General features: G+C 69.0%; 15 protein-coding genes and 1 riboswitch. Of the genes, 13 read left to right on the plus strand and 2 right to left on the minus strand.

Going from position 1 to position 15,058, the window contains the following annotated elements; all coding sequences use genetic code 11:
• Window positions 1–41: 41 nt before the first annotated feature.
• From GXN78_RS04270 to GXN78_RS04330, 13 genes are all read left to right on the plus strand, one after another.
• The gene (locus GXN78_RS04270; protein ID WP_106556785.1) at window positions 42–689 is read left to right on the plus strand and encodes a TetR/AcrR family transcriptional regulator; all 648 of its coding nucleotides are present in this window, start codon (window positions 42–44) and stop codon (window positions 687–689) included.
• A 149-nt stretch (window positions 690–838) separates the two neighbouring features.
• Window positions 839–1,783, plus strand: a complete 945-nt coding sequence (locus GXN78_RS04275; RefSeq protein ID WP_106556858.1) for a tripartite tricarboxylate transporter substrate binding protein — start codon at window positions 839–841, stop codon at window positions 1,781–1,783.
• Between the two features lie 50 nt (window positions 1,784–1,833).
• Window positions 1,834–2,997: a Gfo/Idh/MocA family oxidoreductase gene (locus tag GXN78_RS04280; protein WP_106556784.1), complete on the plus strand. Its 1,164-nt coding sequence runs from the start codon at window positions 1,834–1,836 to the stop codon at window positions 2,995–2,997.
• Between the two features lie 7 nt (window positions 2,998–3,004).
• Window positions 3,005–4,192 (plus strand): dihydrodipicolinate synthase family protein, encoded by a 1,188-nt coding sequence (locus GXN78_RS04285; RefSeq protein WP_106556783.1) that lies wholly within the window; start codon window positions 3,005–3,007, stop codon window positions 4,190–4,192.
• Between the two features lie 25 nt (window positions 4,193–4,217).
• On the plus strand, window positions 4,218–5,240 hold the full coding sequence (locus GXN78_RS04290; RefSeq protein ID WP_106556782.1) for an NAD(P)-dependent oxidoreductase: 1,023 nt from the start codon (window positions 4,218–4,220) through the stop codon (window positions 5,238–5,240).
• A gap of 3 nt (window positions 5,241–5,243) precedes the next feature.
• Window positions 5,244–6,311: a dihydrodipicolinate synthase family protein gene (locus GXN78_RS04295; RefSeq protein ID WP_106556781.1), complete on the plus strand. Its 1,068-nt coding sequence runs from the start codon at window positions 5,244–5,246 to the stop codon at window positions 6,309–6,311.
• A 53-nt stretch (window positions 6,312–6,364) separates the two neighbouring features.
• On the plus strand, window positions 6,365–7,384 hold the full coding sequence (locus GXN78_RS04300) for a tripartite tricarboxylate transporter substrate binding protein (protein ID WP_106556780.1): 1,020 nt from the start codon (window positions 6,365–6,367) through the stop codon (window positions 7,382–7,384).
• Window positions 7,381–7,947 carry a tripartite tricarboxylate transporter TctB family protein gene (locus GXN78_RS04305; protein WP_106556779.1) on the plus strand — a complete coding sequence of 189 codons (567 nt, stop codon included), beginning with the start codon at window positions 7,381–7,383 and terminating at the stop codon, window positions 7,945–7,947. The genes GXN78_RS04300 and GXN78_RS04305 overlap by 4 nt, the downstream gene beginning before the upstream one ends.
• A 12-nt stretch (window positions 7,948–7,959) precedes the next feature.
• Window positions 7,960–9,486, plus strand: a complete 1,527-nt coding sequence (locus GXN78_RS04310) for a tripartite tricarboxylate transporter permease (RefSeq protein WP_106556778.1) — start codon at window positions 7,960–7,962, stop codon at window positions 9,484–9,486.
• Window positions 9,487–9,498: 12 nt separating this feature from the next.
• Window positions 9,499–10,347 (plus strand): sugar phosphate isomerase/epimerase family protein, encoded by an 849-nt coding sequence (locus GXN78_RS04315; protein ID WP_106556777.1) that lies wholly within the window; start codon window positions 9,499–9,501, stop codon window positions 10,345–10,347.
• Window positions 10,340–11,764, plus strand: a complete 1,425-nt coding sequence (locus GXN78_RS04320; RefSeq protein WP_106556776.1) for an enolase C-terminal domain-like protein — start codon at window positions 10,340–10,342, stop codon at window positions 11,762–11,764. Before GXN78_RS04315 ends, GXN78_RS04320 begins: the two co-directional genes overlap by 8 nt.
• A 33-nt stretch (window positions 11,765–11,797) precedes the next feature.
• Window positions 11,798–12,676 (plus strand): sugar phosphate isomerase/epimerase family protein, encoded by an 879-nt coding sequence (locus tag GXN78_RS04325; protein WP_106556775.1) that lies wholly within the window; start codon window positions 11,798–11,800, stop codon window positions 12,674–12,676.
• A 46-nt stretch (window positions 12,677–12,722) separates the two neighbouring features.
• Window positions 12,723–13,823: a crosslink repair DNA glycosylase YcaQ family protein gene (locus tag GXN78_RS04330; protein ID WP_106556774.1), complete on the plus strand. Its 1,101-nt coding sequence runs from the start codon at window positions 12,723–12,725 to the stop codon at window positions 13,821–13,823.
• Window positions 13,824–13,832: 9 nt separating this feature from the next.
• Here GXN78_RS04330 and GXN78_RS04335 read toward each other — a convergent pair whose 3' ends face one another.
• Both GXN78_RS04335 and GXN78_RS04340 read right to left on the minus strand, forming a co-directional pair.
• Window positions 13,833–14,183 (minus strand): metalloregulator ArsR/SmtB family transcription factor, encoded by a 351-nt coding sequence (locus GXN78_RS04335; protein ID WP_106556773.1) that lies wholly within the window; start codon window positions 14,181–14,183, stop codon window positions 13,833–13,835.
• A complete protein-coding gene (locus GXN78_RS04340) occupies window positions 14,167–14,628 on the minus strand; it encodes an SRPBCC family protein (protein ID WP_106556772.1) in 462 nt (153 codons plus the stop codon). Before GXN78_RS04340 ends, GXN78_RS04335 begins: the two co-directional genes overlap by 17 nt.
• 175 nt (window positions 14,629–14,803) lie before the next feature.
• A riboswitch (FMN riboswitch) is annotated at window positions 14,804–14,981 on the plus strand.
• The last annotated feature ends 77 nt before the right edge of the window (window positions 14,982–15,058 follow it).

The raw sequence follows: 15,058 nt of genomic DNA on the forward strand, positions 1-15,058 counted from the left end.
CGAACGCTTGCTTTAATTCTCCAACTGGTTAAATTCCGCCCATGAAGACGCCGCCCACAGCGCCGCTCGAGCCTCGCTCGCGAGACGCCGACCGTTCACAGCTCGCGATCCTCGACTCTGCCCGCGACGAGTTCGCGCACCGCGGCCTGGCCGGCGCGCGCATGGACAGCATTGCCGCGCGCGCCGGACTCAACAAGCGGCTGATCTATTACTACTTCGGCAGCAAGGACGACCTGTTCCTGGCCGTACTCGAGCGCACTTACGCCGACATCCGCGAGGCCGAGCAGCAGCTGCACCTGGACGAGGTGGAGCCGGTGGAGGCGATCCGCCGCCTGGTCTCCTTCACCTGGCACTACTACCTCGACCATCCCGAGTTCATCACCCTGCTCAACAGCGAGAACCTGCATCGCGCCGCACATCTCAAGCGCTCCGAGCGCATCCAGGACATGAACTCGCCGCTGGTCCAGCTGCTCGACGGCGTGCTCGAGCGCGGCCGGCGCGAGAAGCTCTTCCGCTCGGGCGTCGACCCGGTGCAGCTCTACATCTCCATCGCCGCGCTCTGCTACTTCTACCTGTCGAACAACGACACCCTCTCGGCCATCTTCGGCCGCGACCTGCGCGCGCCCAAGGCCATGGCGCAGCGCCTTTCGCACATGACCGATCTCGTACTGGGCTACGTCCTGCACTGATACGGGTATCTCCTAGGACGGGGCCGTTGCAGGCTCGCGCAGGGCTTCCTAGAATCTCTAATTCACTTATTGGTGAATTGAAGTCGGGCCACAGCGCCCCATCCAACCAGGAGACCTCCGTGCCCCTCAGCACCCGCCGCCACGCCCTCATCGCCACGCTGGCCCTTTGCACCGCCCTCGGCGCAAGCGCCCAGGGCGCCTACCCGAACAAGCCGATCCGCGTGATCGTGCCCTTCGCCGCCGGCAGCACCACCGACATCATTGCGCGCGCCATCGCCGACAAGATGGGCGCCAGCATGGGCCAGACGCTGGTGATCGACAACCGCGGCGGCGCCAGCGGCACCATCGGCCAGCAGGCCGTGGCGACGGCGGCGCCGGACGGCTACACGATCATGATCCACTCGTCCTCGCACACGGTCAGCCCTTCGACCTTCGCCAAGCTGCCCTTCGACACGGTGGGGGACTTCGCCGGGGTCACGCCGATCTCCTCGCTGCCCAATGCGCTGGTGATTTCGCCCTCGAAGAACATCAAGACGCTGAAGGACCTGGTCGCGACCGCCAAGGCCAAGCCCGGCACGGTCAACTTCGCCTCCGCGGGCCAGGGCAGCGCGACGCACTTGAACGCCGAGAAGTTCAAGATGGCCGCCAGCATCGATGCGACCAACATCCCCTTCAAGGGCTCGGCCGAGGCCGTGACCGAAGTGCTGGCCGGCCGCGTGGACTACTACTTCTCGCCCATCGCGCCGGTGATCGGCCAGATCAAGGACGGCCAACTGCTGGCGCTGGCCGTGGGTTCGCCCAAGCGCGCCGCCGCCCTGCCCGATGTACCCACCACCGCCGAGGCCGGCGTGCCCGGCTCGGAATTCAACTTCTGGATCGGGATGATGGCGCCCGCCAAGACCCCGCGCGAGATCGTCAACCGCCTGCACGACGAGGTAGCGAAGGCGCTCGCCAGCCCCGAGGTCAAGGAGCGCTTCCTCAAGCTGGGTGCCGACGCCTGGACGCTCAAGCCCGAGCAGTTCGACGCCTACATCAAGGACGAGATCGCCAGCAACGCCAAGCTGGTGAAGGCCGCCGGCCTGACGCCCCAGTAACCCTCCACGCTTTTCCCAGACCCCCCACCTCATTCGGCAGACCTTCTGACATGGCCACCCAACGACTCGGACTCATCATGCACGGCGTCACCGGACGCATGGGCATGAACCAGCACCTCATCCGCTCCATCTGCGCGATCCGCGCGCAAGGCGGCGTCACACTTTCCAACGGCGACCGGGTCATGCCCGACCCGATCCTGATCGGGCGCAACGCCGAGAAGATCGAGGCCCTGGCCAAGGCCCACGGCATCGAGCGCTGGGGCACCGACCTCGATCGCGCGCTGGAGAACAAGGACGACACGCTCTTCTTCGACGCCGGCACCACCCAGATGCGCCCCACCCTGCTGGCCAAGGCGATCCGCGCCGGCAAGCATGTCTACTGCGAGAAGCCGATCGCCACCAACCTCAACGAGGCGGTGGAGATCGCCCGCCTGGCGCAAGGCTCGGGCCTCAAGCACGGCGCGGTGCAAGACAAGCTCTTCCTGCCCGGCCTGCGCAAGCTGGACATGTTGCGCCGCGCGGGCTTCTTCGGGCGCATGCTGTCGGTGCGCCTGGAGTTCGGCTACTGGGTGTTCGAGGGCGACCTGCAGCCGATCCAGCGGCCCTCGTGGAACTACCGCAAGGAAGACGGCGGCGGGATGATCCTGGACATGATGTGCCATTGGCGCTACGTGCTGGACAACCTGTTCGGCGAGGTGCAGTCGGTGTCGTGCATCGGCGCGACGCACATCCCCAAGCGCTGGGACGAGAACGGCCAGCCCTACGAAGCCACCGCAGACGACGCGGCCTACGCAACCTGCGAGCTGCGCGGCCACGGCGGGGAGCCAGTGATCGCGCAGCTGAACATGAGCTGGGCGACGCGGGTGCGGCGCGACGACCTGGTGACCTTCCATGTGGATGGCACGGACGGCTCGGCGGTGGCGGGGCTGTCGTCGTGCCGGGCGCAGTCGCGCGTGGCGACGCCGCGGCCGGTGTGGAACCCGGACGAGAAGCAGACGATGAACTTCTTGGACCAGTGGCAGGAGATCCCGGACTCGCAGACCTACGACAACGGCTTCAAGATCCAGTGGGAGCATTTCATCCGCCATGTGGTGGAGAACGCGCCGTACAAGTGGACGCTGCCCGAAGGGGCCAAGGGGGTGCAGTTGGTCGAAGCCGCACTTGAATCGTGGCAGGACCGTCGCTGGATCGACGTGCCGGAACTGAACATCTGAGGCGCCGATGGCTCTCTCGCTGACTCTTCCCGTTGCCGGCGGCACGCTGGCGGCCTACACGCTGCGCGGCACGACGCCGGTCAAACCGCCGCCCGGCGTCCAGTTCAACAGGATTGCCTACTCGGCCGCGCACGTGGTGGCCGATCCGCTGGCGGCGATCGACCCCTGGCTGCAATGCGCCATCGACTGGGACACCACCATCGCCTACCGCCGCCACCTGTGGTCGCTGGGCCTGGGGGTGGCTGAGGCGATGGACACGGCACAGCGCGGCATGGGGCTGGACTGGCCGACTTCGCTCGAGCTGATCCGCCGCTCGCTGGATGCGGCCAAGGACGTGCCGGGCGCGCTGGTCGCCTCGGGCTGCGGTACCGACCACCTGAGCCTGATCGACGTGAAAAGCGTCGACGATGTGATCCGCGCCTACGAAGAGCAGATGGCCGCGATCGAGGCGCTGGGCGGCAAGCTGATCGTGATGGCCAGCCGCGCGCTGGCGCACGTGGCCCAAAGCCCGGCGGACTACGAGCGGGTGTACGACCGGATCCTCTCGCAGGCGAAGCAGCCGGTGGTGCTGCACTGGCTGGGGGACATGTTCGACCCGGCGCTGGCGGGCTACTGGGGCACGAAGAATGTCGACGCCGCGATGGACACGGCGCTGGGCATCATCGCCGCCCACCCGCACAAGGTGGACGGGATCAAGATCTCGCTGCTGGACAAGGACAAGGAGATCGCGATGCGTCGGCGCCTCCCGCCAAGCGTGCGCATGTACACGGGCGACGACTTCAACTACGCGGAGCTGATCGCCGGCGACGGCCACGGCCAGGAGCCCACGCACGGCAAGAGCGATGCGCTGCTGGGCATCTTCGATGCGATCGCGCCGGCGGCCAGCGCCGCGCTGGGCGAGCTGGCGCAGGGCAACATCGACAGCTTCCACGCCATTCTGGGGCCGACGGTCCCGTTGTCGCGGCACATCTTCGCGGCGCCCACGCGCTTCTACAAGACGGGGGTGGTCTTCATGGCCTGGCTCAACGGACACCAAAAGCACTTCACGATGGTGGGCGGACAGCACAGCACGCGCTCGCTGCAGCATCTGGCGGAGCTGTTCCGGCTGGCCGATGCAGCCAACCTGCTCGAGCAGCCGGAGCTCGCGGTCGCGCGCATGAAGACCCTGCTGGCGCTGCACGGCATCGAGGCCTGAACCGCCGCACCAGGGGAATCGCACCATGCCTTCGCCCGATCGCATCGAAGACCTCGAACAGCTCGAGGAACTCCTGTCCCGTCCTTCCGATGCGCTCATGCAGACATTGGAGCGGGTCGAGGGCGACATCCTGGTGCTGGGCGTGGGCGGCAAGATGGGCCCGACGCTGGCGCGCATGGCCAAGCGCGCCAGCCCCGATCGGCAGGTCATCGGCGTGGCGCGATTTTCCGAGCCGCGTCTGCGCGAGCGCCTGCAAGCGCAGGGCATCCGGTGCATCGAGGCCGACCTGCTTTCGCGCGAGGCGCTGGCCGCCCTGCCCGAGGCGCCCAACGTCGTCTTCATGGCCGGCCGCAAGTTCGGCTCCTCGGGCAGCGAATGGCTGACCTGGGCCATGAATGCCCACGTGCCGGCGCTGGTGGCGGAGCGTTTCCGCCGCTCGCGCATCGTGGCCTTCTCCACCGCCTGCGTGTACCCCTTTGCCGACGTGCGCGGCCCCGGCGCGCGCGAGGACGTGCCGCCCACGCCGCCGTCCGGCGAGTACGCGAATTCCTGCGTCGCGCGCGAGCGCCTGTTCGAGCACTTCTCGCACCTGCACGGCACGCCGGGCCGGCTGATCCGCCTCTCCTACGCGATCGACATGCGCTACGGCGTGCTGCACGACCTGGCGCAGAAGTTGATCGCGCGCCAGCCCGTCGACCTGGCGATGGGCCATGCCAACATCATCTGGCAGGGCGAGGCCAACGACTGGACGCTGCGTTCCCTGGCGCACTGCGACACGCCGACCTCGCCGCTCAACCTCAGCGGCCCGGCCATCGCCATCCGCGAGGCTGCGGAGGGACTGGCACAGCGGCTCGGCGTTGAAGCGGTCTTCACCGGCCGGGAGGCCGACACCGCCTGGCTGATCGACTGCACTCGCGCCTTCGAGCTCTTCGGCCCGCAGCAGGTCACGCTGCCGCGCATGATGGACTGGTCCGCCGACTGGGTCCGGCGCGGCATGACGAGCCTGAACAAGCCCACGCATTTCGAAGCCCGCGACGGCAAGTACTGAGCCATGCACCACACGCAGCTCCCGCCCGCCTCGCTCGCACTCCTCAGGCGCGGCACGGCGATCCCCGCGCACCTGCTGGCGCTCGATGCCCAGCGCAGGCTCGACGAGCGCCGCCAGCGGGCGCTGAGCCGCTACTACCTCGACGCCGGCGCCGGCGGCCTGGCCGTGGGCGTGCACTCGACGCAGTTCGCGATCCGCGAGCAGGGCCTCTACAAACCCGTGCTCGAGCTCGCGATGCAAGAGGCCCTGAACTGGGAGCCGCTGGATGGCCGGCGCCCGCTCTTCATGATCGCCGGCCTGTCCGGCTCGACCGCGCAGGCCTGCGCCGAAGCCGCGACCGCGCAGGCGCTGGGCTACCACGCCGGCCTGCTGAGCCTGGCGGCGATGAAAGGTGCGAGCGAGGATGCGCTGATCGCGCACTGCCGTGCCGTCGCGGAGGTAATGCCGCTGGTCGGCTTCTACCTGCAGCCCGCCGTGGGCGGCATCCATCTGCCGGCCAGCTTCTGGCGCCGCTTCGCCGCCATCGACAACGTGGTCGCCATCAAGATGGCGCCATTCAACCGCTACCGCACGCTGGACGTGGTGCGCGGCGTGGTGGAAGCCGGCGCCGAGGGGCGCGTGACGCTCTACACCGGCAACGACGACCACATCGTGCTGGACCTGCTCGCGCCCTTCGTCTTCACCCGCGAGGGCCTGCCGGTCACGGTGCGCATCAAGGGCGGGCTGCTGGGCCACTGGAGCGTGGGCACGCGGCGCGCGGTGCAGTTGCTGTCGCGATTGCACGAGGCGGTCGCGGCCGACCAGGTGCCCGCGGAGCTGCTCGCGCTCGACGCCCAGGTGACCGATTGCAATGCCGCCCTGTTCGACGTGGCCCACGACTTCCACGGCTGCATCGCCGGCTGCCACGAGGTGCTGCGGCGCCAGGGCCTGCTGGCCGGCGTCTGGTGCCTGGACCCGCTGGAAGGCCTGAGCCCCGGCCAGGCCGCCGAACTGACGCGCGTGCACGACGCCTACCCCGAACTCCACGACGACGACTTCGTCGCGGCACACCTGCAACGCTGGCTCGGCTAGCCAGCTCTTCACGCATCCCGTTTCCCCAGTCCAACGCATCAACAGGAGACACCATGCAGAAGCGCCACTTGATCCGAAGCATCGCCCCCGCCTTCGCGCTCGCAGCCCTCGCCGCGCTGGGCGCGCCCGCCCTGGCCCAGGATTGGAAGCCTTCGCGGCCCGTGACCATCATCGTGCCCTGGGCCGCCGGCGGCTCCACGGACCAGGTGACGCGCGTCACCGCCGCGGAGATCGAGAAGACGCTGGGCCAGAAGGTGGTGATCGTCAACCAGCCCGGCGCCTCGGGCTCGATCGGCAGCAAGAGCGCGCTCGACGCCCCCAAGGACGGCTACACCTGGACGGCCGGCGCCGCGCAGGACTTAGGCTCCTACGAGACTCTGGGCATGCTCAAGACCAAGATCGCCGACTGGCACCTGTTCCTCAACGTCGCCAACGTGCAGGTCATCGGCGTCAACGCGTCCGCGCCCTACAAGAGCGCCAAGGACCTGCTGGATGCGATGAAGGCCAAGCCCGGCCAGATCAGCGTCGCCACCGCGGGCGTGACCTCGGCCGGCCACAACGCGATGGAGCTGATCGCCAAGAGCACCGGCGTCAAGTACCGGCACGTGACCTACGACGGCGGCAACCCGGCCGTGGTGGCCACGGTGGCGGGCGAGACCGAGGTCACGACCCAGCTTGCGGTGGAGCAGGCCGACATGATCCGCGGCAAGCGCATTCGCCCACTGGCCACGGTGAGCGACAAGGCGCTGGAGCTGGAAGGCTTCGGCAGCATCGAGCCGCTGTCCAAGACGCTCGACGGTTTCAAGGCCCCGGCCAACTATTTCGGCATCTTCATTCCCAAGGGCGTGCCCGACGAGGTGGTGAAGACGGTGGAGAAGATCTGGGTCGACAACATCGCCAAGAGCGAGGTGCTGAAGAAGTACGCCACCAGCCGCGGCGCCCTGTTCGCCCCGCTGCACGGCGCCGAGGCACAGACCGCGGTCACCCCGGCCATCCAGGCCAACGCCTGGCTGCTGTTCGACAGCGGCAAGGCCAAGGTCTCGCCGGAAACGCTGGGCATCGCGCGGCCGTGACGAGCGCCACCGACGCAGAACGCGCCGCGGCGGAGGCCGAGGCTGCCGCGCAGGCACGCAAGACCTCGCCGCGCTCGGACCTCTGGCAGTCGCTGGGCTGGATCGCGCTCGGCATCGCGACCACCCTCGGCTCGCTGCGCATGGACCGGCTGGAGAAGCAGGACATCAACCCCTACACGGTGCCGGGCCTGCTGCCGGGCCTGCTGGGGGCGGCGATCGTGTTCTTCGGCGCCCTGATGCTCTTTCGCTCCTGGCGCCGGCTCGCCAAGACGCCCCATGTGCCACACCCGCACACCGCCGCCGACCGCGCCGAGGCCCGGCGCATGTGGACCGTGCTGGCACTGTGCATCGGTTTCGCGGGCGGGCTGGTGGGCCACGGCCTGCCCTTCTGGGCCGCGGCGGCGGTCTTCGTCACGGTCACCATCGGCCTGCTGCAGTTCGCCGAGCGCAGCGCGAAGAACCAGCGGCTGCGAGGCCTGGCCTTCGCGCTGGCCGTGGGCCTGGGCGCCGGCATCGTCATCACGCTCGTGTTCCAGGAGTTCTTCCTGGTGCGGCTTCCCTGAGGAGACGACGACATGCTCGAAGGCCTTCAGATGCTGGGGCACTCCTACCTCAGCTTCCTGAACTTCTGGTCCATCGTCTACGGGCTGGGCGGCGCGCTGCTGGGCATCCTGGTGGGCTGCATGCCGGGGCTTTCCGCCACGCTGTGCATCGCGCTCTTGACCACGCTCACCATCAAGATGGCGCCCAACGACGCCATCCTGATCCTGATCTGCGCCTACGTCGGCACGCTCTACGGCGGCAGCCGCAGCGCGATCCTGCTCAACATCCCGGGCACGGCGGCCAACGCCGCCTCCTGCGCCGACGGCTATGCGCTGGCGCGCAAGGGCGAGGCTGGGCGCGCCATCGGCATCGCGACCTCGGGCGCCTTCACCGGCACGCTGTTCGGCGTGCTGTGCCTGGCGATGTTCACGCCGGCGCTGGCCGAGATTGCGCTGTCCTTCGGCGCCTTCGAATTCTTCTGGCTCGCGCTCTTCGGCGTGGCGATGTCGGGCAGCATCGTGGGCAACGACCCGATCAAGGGCTGGCTCATGGGCTGCCTGGGCCTGCTGGTCGCGCAGATCGGCCAGGAAGGCCTCTATGCCTACGACCGCTTCACCTTCGGCTGGGACGAACTCTCGGGCGGCATCGCACTGATCCCGGCGCTGATCGGCGCCTTCGGCTTCGCAGAGGTGCTGACCTCGCTTGCCGACCCGATCGAGCGCAAGATCGTCGAGATGAAGGACTCGGTGCTTCCGCGCTTCCGCGAGGTGTTCCAGTACTGGCGCACCGTGCTGCGCTCCGGCGTGATCGGCGTGGTGACCGGCATCCTGCCCGGCATCGGCGAGGACTCGGGCGCGTGGATGTCCTATGCCGCCGCGAAGTCGGTGAGCCCCGAGCGCGAGCAGTTCGGCAAGGGCTCGATCGACGGCCTGATGGCGGCCGAGACCGGCGACATGTCGGCCATTCCCGGCGGCATCATCCCGGCGCTGGCGCTCGGCATTCCCGGTTCGGCGCCGGCCGCGGTGCTGATGGCGGCGATGATCATCCATGGCATCCAGCCCGGCCCCATGCTGATGATCAAGACGCCGCAGTTCGTCTACGACGTGGTGGCGATGACCACGCTGGCCACCTTCAGCATCCTGATCTTCGGCCTGTTCCTGGTGCGCCCGCTGCTGCACGTGCTGCGGGTGCGGCGCACGGTGCTGATGCCGGTGATCTTCGTGCTGTGCACGGTGGGTGCGTTCGCCATCGCCTCGCGGCTGTTCGACGTCTATTGCATGCTGGCGATCGGCATCGGCGCCTTCTTCCTGCGCCGCCGCGGCTACGAGATGGCGCCCTTCGTGCTGGGGCTGGTGCTGGGCGAGCTGCTGGACAAGAGCCTGCGCCGCGGGCTGGTGCTGTCCGACGGCAGCATCGCGCCCTTCTTCACGAGGCCGATCTGCGCGGCGCTGGCGGCGGTCACCATCCTGACGATGCTGATGTACATCCCGGCGGTGAACGTGCGCATCCGCCGGGCCTGGGGCGGCGCGAAGCGCTTCGTGTTGCGCCGCAGCGCCTGAGGATTGAAGCCCATGAAGTTCGCGCTCTGCAACGAGGTGCTGAAGGAGCAGTCCTTCGCCGAGCAATGCCGGGTCGCGGCGGCGCTCGGCTATGACGGGCTGGAGGTCGCACCTTTCACGCTGGCCGCCGACCCCATGGCCATCGACGATGCGCAGGCACGCGCCTTCGGCCGCATGGCACTTGACCACGGCGTCGAGATCAGCGGCCTGCACTGGCTGCTGGTGGCGCCGGCCGGCCTCTCGATCGTGAGCGCCGACGCGGCCCTGCGCCAACGCAGCACGGCGGTGATGCAGCGCCTTGTCGAGCTCTGCGCGCTGATGGGCGGGCGCTACCTGGTTCACGGCTCGCCGAAGCAGCGCTCGGTGCCGCCGGGCGAGACCCGCGCAGCAGCGCTGGAACGCGCGCGCGAATGCCTGGCCGCCGCCGCGCGGTCCGCGGAGCAATGCGGCGTGGCGTACTGCATCGAGCCGCTGTCCACCGCCGAGACGGACCTCGTCAACACGGTGGCCGAGGCGGTCGATCTGGTGCAGGCCATCGGCTCGCCGGCCCTCAGGACCATGATCGACTGCAGTGCCGCGGGACAGATGGAGCGCGAGGACGTCCCAGCGATGATGCGCCGCTGGATGCCCACCGGGCAGATCGCCCATGTGCAGGTCAACGATCCGAACCGCCGCGGCCCGGGCCAGGGCGCGATGCGCTTCGCGCCCATCCTGGCAGCGCTGCGCGAGATGCAGGCTGCGGGGCACTACCAGGGCATCGTGGCGGTGGAGCCCTTCGACTATGTGCCCGACGGCATGGGCTCGGCGGCACGCGCCATCGGCTACCTGCGCGGACTCGAGGAGGCGGCAGAACATGACTGAGGCACCCCGCTTCGCCATTCGCGAGATCGCCCTCTTCGAGCGCCCGGTGGTGCTGCGCCTGCCCTTCCGCTTCGGCGTGGTCACGCTGACCGAATGCCCGCAGGCTTTCGCGCGCGCTCGCATCGAGTTCGCCGACGGGTCGAGCGCCTGGGGCGCCGCTGCCGAGCTGATGGCGCCGAAGTGGTTCGACAAGAATCTCGCGCTCAGCAACGAGGACAACTTCGATCAATTGCGCCGTGTGACCGCGCTCGCGCGCGAGGCCTACCTGGGCGACGCGACGCCCGCGACCGCCTTCAGCCACTTCGCGCGGCACCACGATGCGCATCGCACAGCCGCCGAAGGGCTGGGCTTCAATCCTCTGCTTGCAAGCTACGGGCCGGCACTGCTCGACCGGGCGGTGCTCGATGCGTTGTGCCGCGCCTTGCAGATCTCCTTCTACGCGGCCGTGCGCGGCAACGCCGCCGGCATCGGAGCGGCACGGACCGAGTTCGACGGGTTGGACATGGACGCCTTCCTGGCGAGCCTGGCCCCCGCCGGAAGCATCGAGGCACGCCACACCGTCGGCATGCTCGATGCGATCACTGCGGCGGACCTGAAGGAGCCCGTGGCCGACGGCCTGCCGGAAACGCTCGAGGAGGTGGTGCGTGTCTACGGCCACCGCTACTTCAAGCTCAAGGTGGGCGGCGACATCGCGGCCGACCTGGCGCGCCTCGGCGCCATCGAGACGGTGCTCGACGACATGGGCGGCCCCTACTTCGTCTCGCTCGATGGCAACGAACAGTACGCCGACGCGGCCGGCATCGCCGAGTTGATGGCGCGCATGCGCGAGACGCCCGCGCTCGCGCGCCTGTACGCCTCGATTCTCTTCATCGAGCAGCCGATCTCGCGCAAGCTGGCGCTGGAGTGCGACCTGCGCGACGTGCGCAGCGCCAGCATCGGCAAGCCGGTGATCATCGACGAGTCCGATGGCGAGCTCGACACCTTCGTGCAGGCCAGGGCGCGCGGCTATGCCGGCGTTTCCTCGAAGACCTGCAAGGGCTTCTACAAGTCGCTGCTCAACGCGGCACGCTGCGCGGCATGGAACGCCGAGCAGTCGCAGCTGCGCTACTTCATGTCGGGTGAAGACCTGACCACGCAGGCCGGCCTCGCGGTTCAACAGGACCTGGCCTTGGTCGACCTGCTGGGCATCACCCATGTGGAGCGCAACGGCCACCACTACGTGAATGGCATGGCCGCGCTGCCGGCCGCGGAGCAGCGAAGCTTCCTCGACGCGCATGGCGACCTCTACGAGCGCTCTCACGGCGCGGTGCGCCTGCGCATCCGGGACGGCCGCATCCGCCTGAGTTCGCTGGATTGCGCCGGCTTCGCAAGTGCGGCGATGCCCGACTTCGAAGCCATGGCGCCGCTTGCCGGTTGAGCTTTTCCTCTTTCCCCTCCTCTCCTTTTTCTCATGCGCGATTTCTCCCAAGACCACGAGTGGCTCTCCCTCAACACCGCCACCATTCGCAAGCAGCTCGGCGCCGAAGTGCCGCTCGACCGCATCATCGACCAGTGCGCCGCACTCGGCATCCGTGCCATCAGCCCGTGGCGCGACCAGGTCCACGCGGTGGGCATCGAGCGAATCGCCAAGCAGCTGCGCGCGCACGGCATGGGCCTCTCGGGCTACTGCCGCGGCGGCTTCTTCCCCGCGCCCGATGCCGCCGGCCTGAAGGCCGCGCTGGAGGACAACCGCCGCGCCATCGACGAGGCGAAGGCGCTCGATGCGCCCTGCGTGGTGCTGGTGGTGGGCGCCCTGCCCGGCGCGCTCGAGGGCAAGGCGCATTACAAGGACATCGCCCGCGCGCGCGGCGAGGTGCGCGACGGCATCGCGGCATCTCTCGAGTACGCGCGCGAAGTCGGCATGCCGCTCGCGATCGAGCCCCTGCATCCCATGCAGGCGGCCGAGCGCGCCTGCATCAACACGCTGGAGCAGGCGCTGAACCTGTGCGACGCGCTCGACCCCGAGCGCTCGGGCATGCTCGGCGTCGCGCTCGACATCTATCACGTCTGGTGGGACCCGAAGCTCGAGCAGCAGATCGAGCGCGCAGGCCGGGAGCGCCTGTTGGCCTACCACGTGTGCGACTGGCTCACGCCCACGCGCGACCTGCTGAACGACCGCGGCATGATGGGCGACGGCGTGGTCGAGCTGCGCAAGATTCGCGGATGGGTCGAGGCCGCGGGCTTCGTTGGCTTCAGCGAGGTCGAGATCTTCTCGGCGCTGGACTGGTGGCAGCGGCCGGGCGAGGAGACACTGGCCACCTGCATCGAGCGCCATCGCAGCGTGGTCTGAAGAATCCAGCGCGCACGCGGCCGCCGGCTGTGCTGCAATTCGCCGCATGGCTGAGCCGACCCTCGACGACCTGCGCCGCTACGCCGTCGCACGCACCCTCTTCAAGGCCACGACCTTGCCGGGCGCGATCCGGCGCCTGGGCTTCGTGCAGGCCGATCCCATCCGTGCGCCGGCGCGGGCGCAGGACCTGACCCTGCGCCACCGCGTGAAGGACTACCACGCAGGGGATCTCGAGCGCCGCTACGCCAGGCTGGCGATCGAGGAAGACTGCCTCGTCAACTACGGATTCCTGCCGCGCGAGCACCTCGCCTTGATGCACCCGCGCGAAGCCAAGCGCGCCTGGGACGCCGAAACCCAGCGCAAGGCGGCCGAAGTGCTGGCCTTCGTGCACGAACACGGGCGGGTGCATCCGCGCCAGGTCGAGGCGCATTTCGCGCATGGACGGGTTACCAACTACTGGGGCGGCTCGAGCAACGCCACCACGCATCTGCTCGACGACATGCACTACCGCGGCATGCTGCGCGTGGCACGGCGCGACAGCGGCACGCGCATCTACGAGGCGGTGGCCCACGCGCCCTGCGACGACAGCCCGGCCGGCCGCGCGCAGCGCGCCGCGGCGCTCGTCGAGCTGGTGCTGCGCAAGTACGCGCCGCTGCCGGCTTCGAGCCTGACCTATCTCGTGCGCCTTTTGAGCTACGGGGCACCGCATCTCGGGCCGCAGATGCAGGCAGCCTTGCAAAAAGCGCGCGAGCAGTTCCCCAGCAGCCGCATCGAGGGCACGACCTGGTACTGGCCGGCTGAGGAGAACCCCGCCTCCCGCCGCCACGCGCCGGACGATGCGGTGCGCCTGCTCGCGCCCTTCGACCCCGTGGTGTGGGACCGCCGGCGCTTCGAGCTGCTCTGGGGCTGGCGCTACACCTTCGAGGCCTATGTGCCCGCGCCGAAGCGCCGGCTCGGCTACTACGCCCTGCCCCTGCTGTGGCACGACCGCGTGATCGGCTGGGCCAATGTGTCGGCGCGCGATGGCCTGCTGCAACCGGTCTTTGGCTATGCTGGCAGGAAGCCGCGCGACGCGGCCTTTCGCGCGGCGCTGGATGACGAGCTGGAGCGCATGACGCGCTTCCTCAGCGGCCCCGCCGGAGGATGAAGGCGGCTCTCAAGCCTCGACGGCCAGCTTCAGCTTCATGAGCGCGTGATCCCACTGCTGCGCGATCGCGTCGAGCGAGCGCCGGCCTTCCTCCAGCCTCGCCGGCTCGAATTCCCACAGGCGTTCGCGCCCGACCTTCACATCGCGCACCAGGCCGGCATCGGCCAGCACTTGCAGGTGCTTGGTGACGGCTTGGCGCGTGATGTCGGTGCCGGCGGTGAGCTGCGCAATCGACAGCGTGCCGCCGGCGCAGAGCACGGCGACCAGGCGCAGCCGGGTCTCGTCGCCCAGGGCCGCGAAGATCGACGCGGAGCTGCGCAGCGCCGCCTTCTTGAGCGGCGCGCTAGGCCGTGTCGACATGCTTCTCGATGTTCTTCATCTGCTCGTCCCAGCCGCCGCTGTTCATGCGGAAGGCCTCCAGGCGGCGCTCGGGCGGAATCTGGTCGAAGCCGGATTCGACAAGGGTCAGCAGGGTGCCGCCCTCGGCCTCCGCCAGCTCGAAGACCACCAGCGTGGTGGGCTCCCTCGAATAGTCGACCGCCGGATCGATGGCCGCCGGATGCCAGCGCATGCTCAGCAGGCGCTCCGGCTCCATGCGCTCGACCAGAACGTCGAACAGCAAATGCTCGTAGCCCGGATAGGTGATGTACCCCTGCACGCGCTGGCCGGCGACGAAGGCCTTGCCTTCCAGAGCCACGCCGAACCAGTTGCCGAATTCCTCGGCATTCGACAGCGCGCGCCAGACGCGCGAGCGCGGGGCCTTGAGCAGGATCTTTCTCTCGATGCGGTCCGTGGATGCGTTCATATGCAACCTCCTGGATGCATATTAGGGCGCGCTGGCGAGAAGCGCAACCGCTTCATTGCATGATTGCCGCCGATGGCCAAAGCCCCGCGCACGGCGAGGTCTGCCGCCCACGCGACAACGCGCGCGCCGCGGCGCTCCTAGAATCGCCGGGCCGTTGCGCGATAGCGCGGCGGCAAAGCGTTCTCAGGGCGGGGTGACATTCCCCACCGGCGGTGATGGCGACCTGTTCGCACGAGCCCGCGAGCGCCCGCGGCGCGCCATGCGCCGCGGGGTCAGCAGACCTGGTGAGATCCCGGGGCCGACGGTTCAGGGCTTTTGACGAAGCCCCACAGTCCGGATGAAAGAGAGCGCGGTCCCGTGGCCGGGCAGGCGCGTTCGTACGCGCTTGTTCGCTTCGGGCTCGTGCGCCCTGATTCAGGCAACCCTTCCT

Origin of the sequence: Variovorax sp. WS11, from assembly GCF_010499245.1 — a bacterium.
GTDB lineage: Bacteria > Pseudomonadota > Gammaproteobacteria > Burkholderiales > Burkholderiaceae_C > Variovorax.

Bases quoted from the DNA above. Each gene is read 5' to 3' on its own strand.
- GXN78_RS04300 (WP_106556780.1), top strand. From the start codon at position 6,365: ATGCAGAAGCGCCACTTGATCCGAAGCATCGCCCCCGCCTTCGCGCTC.
- GXN78_RS04270 (WP_106556785.1), top strand. From the start codon at position 42: ATGAAGACGCCGCCCACAGCGCCGCTCGAGCCTCGCTCGCGAGACGCC.
- GXN78_RS04295 (WP_106556781.1), top strand. From the start codon at position 5,244: ATGCACCACACGCAGCTCCCGCCCGCCTCGCTCGCACTCCTCAGGCGC.
- GXN78_RS04290 (WP_106556782.1), top strand. From the start codon at position 4,218: ATGCCTTCGCCCGATCGCATCGAAGACCTCGAACAGCTCGAGGAACTC.
- GXN78_RS04340 (WP_106556772.1), bottom strand. From the start codon at position 14,628: ATGAACGCATCCACGGACCGCATCGAGAGAAAGATCCTGCTCAAGGCC.
- GXN78_RS04280 (WP_106556784.1), top strand. From the start codon at position 1,834: ATGGCCACCCAACGACTCGGACTCATCATGCACGGCGTCACCGGACGC.
- GXN78_RS04335 (WP_106556773.1), bottom strand. From the start codon at position 14,183: ATGTCGACACGGCCTAGCGCGCCGCTCAAGAAGGCGGCGCTGCGCAGC.
- GXN78_RS04285 (WP_106556783.1), top strand. From the start codon at position 3,005: ATGGCTCTCTCGCTGACTCTTCCCGTTGCCGGCGGCACGCTGGCGGCC.
- GXN78_RS04325 (WP_106556775.1), top strand. From the start codon at position 11,798: ATGCGCGATTTCTCCCAAGACCACGAGTGGCTCTCCCTCAACACCGCC.
- GXN78_RS04330 (WP_106556774.1), top strand. From the start codon at position 12,723: ATGGCTGAGCCGACCCTCGACGACCTGCGCCGCTACGCCGTCGCACGC.
- GXN78_RS04310 (WP_106556778.1), top strand. From the start codon at position 7,960: ATGCTCGAAGGCCTTCAGATGCTGGGGCACTCCTACCTCAGCTTCCTG.
- GXN78_RS04315 (WP_106556777.1), top strand. From the start codon at position 9,499: ATGAAGTTCGCGCTCTGCAACGAGGTGCTGAAGGAGCAGTCCTTCGCC.
- GXN78_RS04320 (WP_106556776.1), top strand. From the start codon at position 10,340: ATGACTGAGGCACCCCGCTTCGCCATTCGCGAGATCGCCCTCTTCGAG.